This window comes from Spirulina subsalsa CS-330 (genome assembly GCF_028330765.1).
In the GTDB taxonomy this organism is placed as follows: Bacteria; Cyanobacteriota; Cyanobacteriia; order Cyanobacteriales; family Spirulinaceae; genus Spirulina; species Spirulina subsalsa_A.
The window spans coordinates 1-13493 of sequence record NZ_JAQMTY010000251.1; the positions used below are offsets into that span (position 1 = coordinate 1).

The 13493-nt window shown below is 54.1% G+C and carries 11 protein-coding genes; 8 read left to right on the forward strand and 3 right to left on the reverse strand.

From position 1 onward, the window contains the following. Positions 1-57 precede the first annotated feature (57 nt). Together PN477_RS17320 and PN477_RS17325 are read right to left on the reverse strand one after the other, a co-directional pair. Positions 58-1881 carry a GAF domain-containing sensor histidine kinase gene (locus PN477_RS17320; RefSeq protein ID WP_272119149.1) on the reverse strand — a complete coding sequence of 608 codons (1824 nt, stop codon included), beginning with the start codon at positions 1879-1881 and terminating at the stop codon, positions 58-60. 189 nt (positions 1882-2070) lie between these two features. Next, positions 2071-2946, reverse strand: coding sequence for a hypothetical protein (locus PN477_RS17325; RefSeq protein ID WP_272119153.1), 876 nt, complete (start codon positions 2944-2946; stop codon positions 2071-2073). A 287-nt stretch (positions 2947-3233) separates the two neighbouring features. Here PN477_RS17325 and PN477_RS17330 point away from each other — a divergent pair, with 287 nt between their 5' ends. The 5 genes from PN477_RS17330 (at position 3234) to PN477_RS17350 (ending at position 9339) form a co-directional block, all read left to right on the forward strand. Beyond that, positions 3234-4364 (forward strand): glycosyltransferase, encoded by a 1131-nt coding sequence (locus tag PN477_RS17330; RefSeq protein WP_272119154.1) that lies wholly within the window; start codon positions 3234-3236, stop codon positions 4362-4364. 107 nt (positions 4365-4471) lie between these two features. Continuing rightward, positions 4472-5413 carry a P-loop NTPase family protein gene (locus PN477_RS17335; RefSeq protein WP_272119155.1) on the forward strand — a complete coding sequence of 314 codons (942 nt, stop codon included), beginning with the start codon at positions 4472-4474 and terminating at the stop codon, positions 5411-5413. Positions 5414-5419: 6 nt separating this feature from the next. Then, positions 5420-6748 carry an Npt1/Npt2 family nucleotide transporter gene (locus PN477_RS17340; protein ID WP_272119156.1) on the forward strand — a complete coding sequence of 443 codons (1329 nt, stop codon included), beginning with the start codon at positions 5420-5422 and terminating at the stop codon, positions 6746-6748. Between the two features lie 20 nt (positions 6749-6768). Then, complete coding sequence (locus PN477_RS17345) at positions 6769-7887, forward strand: HAMP domain-containing protein (protein WP_272119157.1); 1119 nt, start codon at positions 6769-6771, stop codon at positions 7885-7887. A 141-nt stretch (positions 7888-8028) separates the two neighbouring features. Then, positions 8029-9339, forward strand: a complete 1311-nt coding sequence (locus PN477_RS17350) for an ATP-grasp domain-containing protein (RefSeq protein ID WP_272119159.1) — start codon at positions 8029-8031, stop codon at positions 9337-9339. On the opposite strand, the gene PN477_RS17355 is transcribed toward PN477_RS17350, so the two are convergent. Beyond that, complete coding sequence (locus PN477_RS17355; RefSeq protein WP_417158847.1) at positions 9331-9981, reverse strand: phosphoribosylanthranilate isomerase; 651 nt, start codon at positions 9979-9981, stop codon at positions 9331-9333. The two genes, PN477_RS17350 and PN477_RS17355, sit on opposite strands and share 9 nt — an antisense overlap. A gap of 165 nt (positions 9982-10146) precedes the next feature. Between PN477_RS17355 and psaK the strand changes: the two genes are divergently transcribed. The 3 genes from psaK (at position 10147) to PN477_RS17370 (ending at position 13242) form a co-directional block, all read left to right on the forward strand. Next, the gene (gene psaK, locus PN477_RS17360) at positions 10147-10404 is read left to right on the forward strand and encodes a photosystem I reaction center subunit PsaK (protein WP_272119163.1); all 258 of its coding nucleotides are present in this window, start codon (positions 10147-10149) and stop codon (positions 10402-10404) included. Positions 10405-10834: 430 nt separating this feature from the next. Beyond that, entirely contained in the window at positions 10835-11293 is a 459-nt protein-coding gene (locus PN477_RS17365) for an FHA domain-containing protein (protein WP_272119165.1), read from the forward strand. A gap of 23 nt (positions 11294-11316) precedes the next feature. After that, positions 11317-13242, forward strand: coding sequence for a hypothetical protein (locus PN477_RS17370; RefSeq protein ID WP_272119167.1), 1926 nt, complete (start codon positions 11317-11319; stop codon positions 13240-13242). The last annotated feature ends 251 nt before the right edge of the window (positions 13243-13493 follow it).

Sequence of the window (13493 nt, forward strand, 5' to 3'; positions counted from 1 at the left end):
CCCCTCTCCCTCTGGGAGAGGGGTTGGGGGTGAGGGCTATCAAGTCAGTCAACCAAGTTAAGAGGATACCGGCGGGTCGGAGGTGAAGGAATTCGGGGCGGGCGTAATCGGTAGCGAGAGGGTAAAACAGGTTTTGCCGAGCGCCTCATCCGTTGCCAATTGGCTTTGGACGGCAATTTCGCCGCCGAGATGTTTCACCAAACTTTTCACCAACGCCAAACCCAACCCCGTCCCGGCGATGCCCTGCTGGGTCACCCCTTGGCCCCGCATAAATTTATCAAAAATACGTGCTTGATCCGCTTCAGAAATGCCTGCACCATAGTTAGATACATCAATCACAATTTGATCCTGTTCAAAGCCCATTTCAATGTCAACGGTGGTGTTGGCGGCGGAATATTTCCCCGCATTGGTGAGCAATTCATTAATCACTCGTTCTAACCCTTCAGGATGGGAGCAGACGATAAACGGAGTGGTGGAGGGGAAGACATTAACCCGCAGTTTTTTGCTGCGCCACCGTTGCTCAAAGGCTTCAATTAAGGGTTTGAGAAATTCGACTAAATCAAGGTCTTGCAGGGAAATGAGGAGGGATTGAGATTCGGATTGCTGGAGTTTTAAGAGGTTTTGAATGAGGTCATATTCTCGTTGCCATTCCTGTTCGAGGAGGTCGAGATAGCGGCTTTTGCGTTCGGGGGTGAGTTGGGGTTGGCGGAGGATTTTGATCGCCACTTTCATGCTGGTTAAGGGGGTGCGGAGTTCGTGGCTCACGGAGTCGAGAAATTCATCTTTGAGTTCGATCAGTTGGCGGAGTTGCTCAACTTGTTGACGGGTTTTTTCGTAGAGGCGGGCTTGGACTTCGAGGCTGCCTTTGAGTTGGGCGGTGCGTTTATCAACGAGGAGTTTGACTTGTTTGAGGGTGTTGTGATGGATGATCGAGGTGCTGACTTGGGTGCTGACCCAGCGCAACATGGCGAGGTCGGCACTGGTCCAATGGTGGCGTTGGGTTTGCTGGAAGCCGATGAAGCCAAGGACGAGGCGTTTGCTTTCGTTGCCTTGGGAGGAGCCGAGGAGGGGGAGGAGGAGAAGGGTGGGGAAGGCAGACCAGTTCAGGAAGGTGTCGGTGGAGGAGGGCATTGGAGTGCGATCGCGATGGAAAAAGACCGAAGCATGGGGGGCGTTGTGCCAGGCTTCGAGACAGATCGGGTCATCGGGCAAATTCCACGCTTTTACGGCGGCGATCGCTGGAATTGTCTCATTGAGTTGCCAACGACTGACAATGCTGCCGGTGGCTTGGCGAAAGGGTTCACGGGCCAGGGGGTTTTTATATTTCAAGAGCATCACAAAGCTGCGATCGATCTTTAAAAATTGCCCCAATTCCGACAGGGTGACCCGAAAGAGATCATCCACATCATCGGTTTTGCGGATGGCTTCACAGAGTTGCTCGAAGAGTTCGTGGATGTTGTGTTGCCAGTGGAGTTGCGTTTGGAGTTGCAGATGGGAGAGGGCGATCGCCACCATATTGAAGAGCGTCACCTGTTGATCCGCCGGTAACGGCAACTGCCAATCGGGGGCTTGATGGGCAAACCGCACCACCCCCCCGGCATTGAGGGGCAGTTCTTGAATCGTTGCGTAGGGACGCTGCACGCTGGGATTCCGTTGGCGCAATTGTTGATAGGCCGCATCCGGGACAGCGATCGCCGGATCGCACCAATAGCCCTCAAGACCGGCTTGGCGATCGTGGGGCGGCAGTAATAAACAGGCTTGGGCGGTTAACTGTTGACCCAAAACCTGAGCAATTTGGTCAAGTTGTTGCTCCGGCTCTTGGGTCGTGCTCAATTGCTGGAGAATGACCTGACCCAGTTGTTGCACATCAAATCTTGTCATTACGTTTATCCCATGTTCCCCTGTAAAGTATGCCCAATGGATCGATCCTTAGATTCACTCGGGCGCATTCCGCCGCTGAAGTCCGTTCCGCCGCCTCAGTGAATTTACTGGAATCCAAGTCCTACTGTTATACCGTATCTCCCCAGAAAACCTATGAAATTTCGGCATCGGTTGGGGCATCTGTGGGGGTTAGTTGTTCGGTTGACGGGTGGTGGCTTCGTCTTGGGCAACTTGGCTGTAGCGTTCGTAGGTGACGGCGCGTTCTTGGGCAAGGGCGTAGCGGGGATGATCTGGGGGGACAGCTTTCATCAGGTTCGCCGCCACTTGCCACTGTTCGGCTAAGGTCGCCCACTGGCTCGCCGTTTCGGCAGTTTGACCCGCCCGCGACATTTGCTCAGCCAGACGCACCGCCGCCGCAAAGGGATCATTGTCATTCGCTGGGGTGGGGCTGGGGGAGACGAGGACGGTGGTGGGGGTGGGACTGGGTGAGGCGGCGACGGGGGTCGAGGGGGGCGTGGCGGTGGTGGGGATGGGTTGCGATCGCCAATACTGATAGCCCAACCCCGCCGCAAAACTCACCCCACAAAGAATCACCAACCCAATACTATTGCGCAGCATCGGCGGCAGACCGGAGCGCATCACCGGCACATTCAACGCCACTGGGGGTTTTGGGGATGGGGGCAACGAGGACGGCGTGATCCTGCGCTGCAACCGCCGCCACCAATTCGGACGCTGCAATAGAATTTCTTCTGACCAGAGCAGATGGCTGTCGGGATTTTTTGCCATGTCTTCGAGCCACATCAGTTGCTGTTCCTGGGCAATACGGCTACAAATATTCACCCGCCGAATATGGCGCGGTTCAATGCCTTCGAGAATTTCGCGAATTTTGGGCACAAGGGTTGCTTGTTCAAGCTGAAGATCTGTCCCGGCTTCGCACAGCATTTGCAAAACGCCATCTGCCAAAACTGCTCGCGTTCTAACCCCGCGTTCGATCAGTGCTTCATTCAAAATTTGAATGATCGCGGCAATGCTGCCCTGCTGCGCTTGTGTAATCACATCATCCATTCGCTGGTTCTACCTTCTGCACAATGGTTTAATTATTTGTTTGCCCAGTGTTTCTGACTTCACCATCCTTAACTCTATCATTGACATCCTCTCCCACCTAAGCCCGTCAACAATGACTCAGAGTCCTGCCACCCTGGGGCGGTTGCTGAACAGTCTGGGGTTGAGTCCGGCGGCCCTCAGGAAGGGCAGGCGGGACGGTGCGATCGCACCGCCAAAAAAATGTTCCAGGGGCGAAACAAGATGAAATAATAGCAGCTAGCCATCCAAACCATGACTCTGAACCCTGTATGCGCATTGCCCTCTTTACCGAAACCTTTTTACCCAAAATTGATGGGATCGTCACTCGTCTGCGCCACACGATCGACCACCTCCAGCGATCCGGCGATGATGTGTTGATTTTCTGCCCCGATGGCGGCTTAAAAGAGCATAAAGGGGCAAAAATTGAGGGACTTTCGGCGTTTCCGCTGCCGATGTATCCAGAGTTAAAAATCGCGCTGCCTCGCCCCACCATTCGCCAGTCCCTCGAAGACTTTCGACCGGATCTGATCCATGTGGTCAATCCCGCTGTGCTGGGCTTGGCGGGCATTTACTACGCCAAACTTTTAACGCTGCCCCTCGTTGCCTCCTACCACACCCACCTGCCCCAATACCTCCATCACTACGGCTTTGGTGCGTTAGAAGGCCTCTTTTGGGAACTGCTCAAAGCGGGCCACAACCAAGCCCAACTCAACCTCTGCACCTCTAGCGCCATGGTGAACGAACTCACCAGCCACGGCATTGAACGGGTGCAACTGTGGCAGCGGGGCGTAGATACGGAGATGTTTCAGCCGAGTTTGGCCACGGTGAAAATGCGCGATCGCCTCTCCGGCGGCCACCCCGACAGCCCCCTCCTGCTCTACGTCGGTCGCGTCTCCCCGGAAAAAGAAATCGAAAACATCAAGCCCGTGCTCGAAGCGATCCCCGCTGCGCGTTTAGCGATCGTCGGCGATGGCCCCCATCGCGCCACCCTCGAAACCCATTTCGCCGGAACCGCCACCCACTTCGTCGGCTACCTCCAAGGCATGGAACTCGCCTCCGCCTTTGCCTCCGCCGATGCCTTCATTTTCCCCTCCCGCACTGAAACCCTCGGCCTCGTCCTCCTCGAAGCAATGGCGGCAGGCTGCCCCGTCGTCGCGGCCAATTCCGGCGGCATTCCCGACATTGTCACCGATGGCGAAAACGGCTATCTCTTCAACCCGGCTGATCCCCACGGCGCGATCACCGCTACCCAGCGCCTCCTCGCGGCCAGCACTGAGCGGGAACATCTACGGGCACAAGCTCGCGCCGAAGCGGAACGCTGGGGCTGGGCAGCGGCAACCCGACAGTTGCAACAGTATTATCATGGCGTTGTAACCGGAGCGTCTCTCTCTGCGGCTTAGGGAATCGGCTGGGGTACGGCGGGAGATGGTTCGGGGCATATCCCACGGAAACCGAGAGGCTCGTTTGTTATGATTGCGATGATCCCACGTTTCTGCTCTGGCGGCCTATGTCTATCCTGATCGCGGTTCACTCGTTTCGACATGGCATCGGCAAAACGACCTGCTTGGTGAATTTAGCGATGATGATGGCCCAGAATGGTCATCGGACGGGGATTATTGACCAACCAGCGGAGCAATCGATTCAGGCGCGTTTTCCCGCCGATGCGGCTACCCTAGACACCTTGCATCTGCTAGAGCCGCTCCCCAGTCCGCTACCGAATCTCGAACGTCTCAGTCAACATCTCAATGGCTATTCGACGCCGTCCCCCCTGGATTATCTGTGGGTGGAGTTGAACAGCCCGTTGGATCAAGAGACCCTGCCGATTTTGGCCCTGTGCGATATGGTGCTGTTTGTGTCGGGGATTGATGAGCATGATTTTCAACAAACGGCGATCGCTGTCGATGTCGCTCGTCAATTGGAAGTCCCCCAAATCCTCCTGGTGATTAACCAAGCTCCCCATGCGATTTCCTTTCACGCCCTCAGCGCCCAAGTGCAACAAATCTATCGTCCGGATGCGATCGCGATTCTGCCCTGGACTGCCGCCATGGCCACCCTCGGCCCCCATGAAACTCTCTGCACCCACCTCACCCATCACCCCATTTATCAAAATCTCACCACCCTCAGCCAAGCGATCAGCACCCTTTCGATCACCGCCACCGTTACCCCCCTACGCCTCAGTTTTTTTGATCTCCTTCAACTGCCGGATCAACATCGAACCTTCCTCAGTTGGTTGATTCGGCAGCGATCGGCCCCCTTCCATGCCGTCATGGATCACATGCAAATGAACCCCGCCGACACCACCCAATTCATCAACAGTTTGGTACAGCAGGGCCTGATCACCCCCAAACCCCACGCCCAAGAAATTCACTACCATCCCTGTTTTGTCATGAAATCGGGCCGCCACACTCGTAAACGATCACAATCAGGGCTTTTTGATGATCTTGTCTAGTCACGTATGGTGAATCAATTTTTAAACCGAGTTTGGAATTTGCGGGCTGGCGAGTTGGGTCTCGTGCTCACCCTAGGGTTTATCCTGTCGGGCAATGCCTTTGCGCAAAAAATGTCAGAAATTACGTCCTTGAGTAATTTTCTCAGTGTGACGGGTGCTCCCCAGTTTCTGATCTTGATCGTGCTCAGTAACACCATTTCCATCGCCCTGACGGCCCTTCAGGTGCTTTTCATTGACAATTTTGATCGCGATCGCCTCATCGCCTGGGTCGCCGCTGGCCTGGGCGGGGCCTTTCTCGTGCTCCGGATTTCCTTTTGGGTCGGGATGCCGTCCTGGTTGAATTACTCCCTGTTTTATCTAATCTCAGAACAGCAATATCTCTTTTTCCCCACCGTCTTTTGGCTCCTCGCCAACGATATGCTCAACATTTCCCAGAGCAAACGCATTTTTCCCACCCTCGCCAGTTGGGGATTTTTCGGGAATTTTCTCGGCATTGGCGTTGCGATCGCTCAACCCACCCTCAGCCGCCTCACCCAGGCCCGCAGCGAAGACCTCCTCCTCCTCAACGTCCTGCTCTACATCGGCATTCTCCTGATCATCAAATTTTCCCACTTCACCATCCGCCGCACCCGACAAAACCCCGAAACCCTCCAAGAAACCCTCAACGAAGGCTGGGAATTTGTCCGCGAAGTCCCCGCCTTTCGCTATCTCACCCTCGCCATCTTGGCCATGAGCTTCTGTGAAATCGTCATGGAATTCAACTTCTACGACCAATCCAAACAATTTTTTGCGAACAGCGGCAACTATCAAATGTTTCTCGGCGGATTTGCCTTCCTGCGGATGTTTGCCCTCATGCTTCTTCAGGGCCTCGGCACATCCCAAATCATCAAACACCTCAGCCTCAAACGCATCTTTTTCATCCTGCCCCTCTGTAACCTTGCGGGCCTCACCCTCCTCACCACCCTCACCACCCTCACCACCAGCACCATCGCCCTCACCCTCCAAAAACTCGCCCAATACGGCATTGACGACACCGCCCGCAAATCCTTCCAAGGCCTCGTCCCCGAAGAACGGCGCGGCCGTGTCAGCCTCTTTATGGACAATTATTTAATTGCGATCGGGTCGATCGTCGGTGCTCTGATCACCGGCGGCATGGTGCTACTCGGACGGAGAATCGGGCTCCCTTTTCTTTATACTGGAATAGCGATCGCCGTCTCAGGTCTTGCATTTTGGGCTGTCTTACAAATGAATAACGTCTACGACACCAGTATGCTCAATTGGCGACTCAAACGCCGTCAGCGCAACCGGAGTGTCCTCGACAAACTTGACTTTTAGTAGACCGCCGCAGTGAAGCCATGACCGCCATCCAATCATCCACCACCCCCCGATTTTTAAGCCTGCGCTGGAAAATCATGGTTGGGTTTACCCTTGTGTTTGCCCTCGTTTTTTCAGGATCATATTATTGGTTTTATCGCTTCACCACCACCCGCGCCATCGAACGCTTAAAAGCCGATTTACGCAACACCACAGAAGGAGCGGTCAAGGGCGTTGATGTGCCGGAATTGTTGCAACTCTATCAAGTCGGAAAACGCAACTCCACAGGCTATTCCGATGCCCCCGCCTATCAAAACCAAATGGACTGGTTTGAGATCGTCCACCGCCTTGAACCCCGCGTCTATCCCTATAGCTTCATTCTCGGTGACCCTAAGACCAATCGCCGCATTAGTGAAATCAAAGACGAAGACACTGATCTAGAAATCATCTATCTTGTGGATTCATTATGGAAATACAACCCCGATCGCGCCCTTCTTTTCCTTGATTCTGACACCCCTTCTGAGGCTTCCCGGCGCACCTTTGAAGAAGGGGTCTTAACCGAGCGCGATCTATACAAAGATGAATGGGGCAGTTGGATTTCGGCCTATGCTCCCCTCAAAGATGAAAACGGCACTATTATCGGTGTGTTGGGCATGGATATTGAGGCGGATTATGTCTATAGTTTGCAACGCCAAATCCAAAATAGTTTTGTGATTGCTTTTGTGGTGACCTATGGATCACTGTTTATTCTGATCTATGGAGTGTCTGATATTCTCACGAAGCCCATTATTGCCTTAACCGATGTGAGTAATGCGATCGGGGAAGGGCATTATGACCAAGATTTGAAGCAATTTAGTCGTGCTCGTTTTCCCGATGAAATTGGGCGTTTGGCGGTGGTCTTTGAATTAATGGTCAGTAAGGTGCGGAAACGGGAAGAAAAACTTAAAGAACAGGTTGCCGAACTCAAGATCGAAATTGACGAAGTTAAACGCAATAAACAGGTAAAAGAAATTGTCGATTCTGATTTCTTCCAAGACCTCCAGAAGAAAGCGCAGGAAATTCGCAGCCGTCGCCGCAGCAGTGCCGCCCAAGCCGCAGATCCTGACCCCCAAGCTCCGGAATCCGATGCCTCCGACTCTCCTGAATCGCCCTCTAACTAAGGTGCTAGTCACGACACACGTTAATCGGTGGGTTACGGCGGATTGCTGGATTGTAGTTATGGCGGGGATTTCAGCCGCCTAACCCACCCTACAACTACAACTAATTAAGCTGCGACGCTTGACTGCGTTGTCAATAATTCCATGATGATGATTCCTGCTCCTCATTCCGATGCCCTGGCGACGCTGGTGATTAGCAACGCCTGTGAAGCCTATGGCGAGTTTTTGGCTACCTGTGATCCGCTGCTTGTGGCGGGGGTGCAGGCGGCGGGGGAGCGGTGTTTGTTCTGGTGGGGCGATCGCAAACTTGTCCTGCTTGAACGACCGATCACCCCGTCGCCGATGTTGACACGACTGGGCTATCATCACACCGAAATTCTCGCCCCGCCCGACCCGACGACGCGGATTTGTGATGCGATCGCCACCGATCCCGATCTATTTCAGCGCGTCCTCGCCTACATTGGCGATCGCCCCGTTCAACTCATCCCCTACAGCACCACCCCCGCCCTGCTGCGGTTTGCCGCCGCCCTCCGCGCCCAATCCCTCACCGTCACCCTCCCCGAAAGTCCCCGCGATCGCACCCTCTGTGATCAGATTGAACAAAAAATCGGCCTCCGTACCTGGCTCGCCGCCCACTGCCCGCATCTCCTCGACCACATGCCCCCCGGCATCCCTTGCACCACCCCCGCCCAAGCCCACACCGCGATCCACACCCTCACCGCCCAAGGTCATGATGTGATCCTTAAACCCAATACCGGCTTCCTCGGCTTTGGCCATCTGCGGGGCGAAGCCGCCAACCCCGCCGCGCTCCTCTCCCACCTTGAAGACCACGCGAAAACCCCATCTCTCCCCTGGATTGTGGAAGCCTGTATTCCCTCGGCTCAATTCCTTTCCCCCTCTGCTGAATTCGTCATTCCTCCCTGGGGCGGTGGTCAACCGCGCTTAACCCAAGTGGGGCAGCAGGTGTTTCGCGGCGCAGGTCGCTATTGTGGGGAATTACTAAGCCGACAGTCTCAAACACAACCCTGGTATGTGCCTTTAATCACAGCCGGGCTTGAGATTGCCCACCACCTCCAAGCCCAGGGCTATCAGGGACATTTTGATCTCGACAGTATTGTGGCGGATAGTGGGGAATTGTATTTGCTTGAGGTGAATGCGCGGCGCACCGGGGGGACGCATTTGGATGATCTGGCGCGGTGGTTGTGGGGGGAGGATTATTTGGCGATGTGGGTGCTGCTTAGTGTGGCGGGGGCGGACAGTGGCGCGGCGCGATCGCTCCCACAGTTATGGGAACGGTTAACGCCGTGGCTGTATCCGCGTTCTGAGGCAGATGGCGGGGTGATTGTGACCCATACGGCTCAGGTTGATCAGGGGCGTTGGGGCTATGCGATCGCGGCAACATCAGAAGAAGACGCGATCGCCATCCAAACCCAGATCCAAGCCGCCCTAGGGTGAATCATCCCGGCGGCTCCCGTGGCGCACCGCTTGGATTAACTGCCGGACGCGATCGAGGTCTTTATCACCGGGCGATCGCTCCACCCCACTCGATACATCCACCCCATCGGGTCGCAATTGCGCGATCGCCGTCGTCACATTCTCCGGCGTTAAGCCCCCCGCCAACAGCCACGGACAGGGGGGCGCGAAGGTTTGCAAACTGCCCCAATCTAAGGTGTGTCCTGTGCCGCCGTAGAGGTGGGGATGATAGGCATCGAGTAACAGGGCATCTACGAACGGGATATGGTCGGACAGGGTGGTTAAGGTTTCCGGCGATCGCACCCGCACCGCCTTCCAAATCGTCACCGAGGGGCAAGCCTGACGCAGTTGCCGACAAAATTCCGGTGATTCGTCCCCATGGAGTTGCACCCCCGTTAACTGGCCCACCGTCACCCCATGGCTAATTTCTCCGAGGGCAGCATTGACAAACACTCCCACCCGCTCAATCGTTGGGGGGATGGTCTGGATAATGGCCTGAATTTGGGCGGGGGTGACGTAGCGGGGCGAGGCTGGGACGCAGATAAACCCTAGGGCATCGGCTCCCAACTGCGCGATCGCCGCCCCCTGCTCAGGCTGCGTGATGCCACAGATCTTAATCCGAATGTCCTTCGCCATGGTGTGTTTTTGCCTCTAACCCTGACGTTAAAGATTTGTATCCGAGGGTTTCATTTTATTACTAAAGATCGCACCTATCCAGCGATCGCCGCCAATTCTGCGTATAGTTTCCACAGTTTATGCTGTCTCAACGATTACAAACGGACGATTTAAATGATGCCTCTTTTACTCACGGCCACCACCATTTCCTGGAATACCAACGTTGCCTTGACGATGATTTTTTGTAATGTGTTGGCGATCGCCATTGGCCGCTTTGCGATCAAAAATCCGGGTCAAGGCCCCTCTCTACCCACCAGCAAGCCCGGTCTTTGGAATAACTTTGGGTTTCCTGAACTCTTGGCCACCGCTAGTTTTGGGCATATTCTCGGAGCCGGTTTAATTCTCGGACTGGCCAATGCAGGCGTGCTCTAAGTCCTGACCTTCGGCGGTGCGATCGCACCCCAAGAGCATCACCGTTCATTCCAGAATGGGATGCTCTGGTTTTTGTGGGTGGGGGGAGGTAGCACCTCATCAGAATCGGCCAAATTCACAGTAAGATGGGGAAGTAATCTAACACCATGCTTTGACTCCATCAAACTTTAGTGTCATCCTAAACTCGTTGGTGCCGTTGCCAAACGTTAGATTCTCACCACTGAGCCATCCTTTACCGGTAAACTCTCAGTCCCGTTACTCCCCTCAATCTGTTCTTGCCATCGTCGGCGTTAGCCATTTTGTCCCGAAATCCTAACAATGTCTGTGAAGCCGGATTAGCGTATGATTCGATGAATGTCACAAGTCATCCACAGATGGGGTGAGCAGAGTAAACTTGGAACTTAGGATGTTAAGCACTTGGACCAGCTCTATGAACTCCAATGCCCCCGAAGAGTTAAAAGATAACCCGAATGCCGAGGTGAACCTTTCCACAGCCGTCATTATTTTAACCTTGCTCCATCCTCTTCAGGCTGTCCCTGTACAGAGTTGGACATTTGATCCTGAAACCGTGATTCGCATTGGTCGATCCACGGACAATGAAGTCATTCTCTACAGTGCTGTTGTTTCTCGACATCATGTGGAAATTCGCCCCAGTCGTGATGCAGGCTGGGAAGTTGTCAATCTAGGGGCCAACGGAACCTATATTGACGGCAAGCGCATCACTAAAATTCCGGTGTCCGATGGCATTATTATTCGCCTTGCGAGTTCTGGCCCTCAAATCCAAATCCGCATTGAAGAAGGCGAATTTGATGAACAAGGACGGCGACGCGCTAAACGTCCCCTGCCCCCCTTGGGTGAAGACAAGTCTAAAGATACTCTGATCACCTAGACTACACCGAGAGTTAAGCCTGTGTGAGGGGGTTATCTCTGTTCACGACACTCTGGCTGAAGTTGATGGGGAAGCGATCGCACCCTTGGCGGCAGGGTTTTCTTGATCTGGCCCTCCTGGTGACTGGGTGGGTCATCCTCAGCACGGAGGTGCTGAGTCTGTTTGAGGTGTTAACTCCCCTGGCGATCGCCCTCAGTTGGGTTCTCTTTAGCCTCGGCTGCGGAGCCTATGCCTGGGGAACGAGACGACCCCGGCAGCACCTCAGCCCGAAACAGGTTGCACCATTGGATCTCGAAGATCGCGTCCTCCTTGGTGGGGTGGGGTTGATTCTGCTGCTGTTGGGGATCATGGCGGCGATCGCCCCGCCCAACACTTGGGATGCGATGACCTATCACCTGCCCCGGATCATGCATTGGCTCCAACAGGGGAGCGTTGCCCACTATCCCACCGCCAACCTCCGCCAACTCTACCAAACCCCAGGGGCAGAATATGCGATGCTCCATCTGTACGCCTTGGGGGGGAGCGATCGCTGGCTTAATGTCGTGCAATGGCTGAGTGCGATCGGTTGCCTCGTGGGGGTGTCCCTAATTGCCCAGCACCTCGGCGCGAGTCGGCGCGGCCAGATCTACAGCCTCGTTTTTGTCGCCACATTGCCCATGGGCATCTTGCAAGCCACCAGCCCGAAAAATGATTATCTCTGCGGGTTTTGGTTAGTCTGTTTTGCCTACTTTAGCCTCGTGGCGATGGGGCGCGATCGCCTCACCTTGCCCCTCCTCCTTCGTCTCAGTACCAGCCTCGGATTCCTTTTCTTTACCAAAAGCACCGGCTATCTCTTTGCATTCCCCTTCATCATCGGCATCTTCATTCGCCACTGGCGGATTTTTCGCACCCCAAAAATTGCGTTTCTTGTCCTCCCCTTTGTCATTAACCTGGGGCATTATGGGCGGAATTGGCATCTGTTCGGCTCGATTGTTTTCACCGGTAATGATCAGCTTACGAATCAACTCTTGACTCCTCGTGCCATTTTATCCAATATCATTAAAAATATTGCCCTCCATTTACCCATTTCTTACACCACAATCGCCCCTGTTCAAAATTCTGTCATTGCACTACATCAAAAGATTGGCATTTCTGCGGATGATCCGCGTCTCAACTGGCAAGAGTCTGCATTCAATGCTGCATTTTCCACATCAGAAGTGACAGCCGGAAACCCCTTGCACTTATATTTGCTAGTGATTGTATTGGTGATTCTTGGCTGGAAACTGACGAGAACATTCGCGCATAACAAAGGACTACTTTTTTATACGGGGGCAGTGGGGGTTGGCTTTGTGCTGTTTTGTGGGGTGTTGAAATGGCAAATTTGGCATAGTCGTTTACATTTGCCGTTGTTTATTGCGATCGCTCCCGTTGTTGGTGTTGTGATGGATGATTATTTTAAACGTCGGATTGCACTATATCTCTGCTTTTTATTACTAGCCTCCTCTAGCTTTTGGCTGCTCTGGAGTGAGACAAAACCGATCGCAACTCACGGAAATATTTTCACGATTCCCCGCCAAGCGCAATATTTTATGGTGTTGCCCTATGCCGCTAGCTATCAGGAAACCGCTGCTTATTTACAGCAAACGGGTTGCGATCGCATTGGGCTTTGGACGGGGGCTGATGCGTGGGAATATCCCCTGTGGGTGATGTTGCGGGATCAGCCGGGCGTGATGCCACAGGTGCGGCATGTTTTTGTGGACAATGAATCAAATCAGGTTAGTTTGTCGAGGGAGCAATCAGAAAAGCCGATCTGTGCGATCGCCCAAATTGGCCCACTCCAACCCCCCCCAATTCCGACCCCTTGGGGTGAATTTGATCAGGCGTGGTCTCCGCCTAGTGATGCGCGGCAATTGGTCAATTCACAACTGCATGTGTATACAAAATCTAGTGAATTAAATCCTCAAAAATAATCATCTCATACAGCTTTTTCAGGAATCATCACGGACAGATCAAAAGTCCCTCTCCCACGGGGCGAGGGGTTTGGGGCTGGTTGACTGACTTGATCGCCCTCACCCCCAGCCCCTCTCCCAGAGGGCTACTGCTTATACACAAACTGCTCTTAACGATGTTCACCTTCTCTCGATCCCCCCTAGCCCCCCTTAAAAAGGGGGGAACGCAAAAAAGTCCCCCTTTTTAAGGGGGATTTAGGGGGATCAAACGC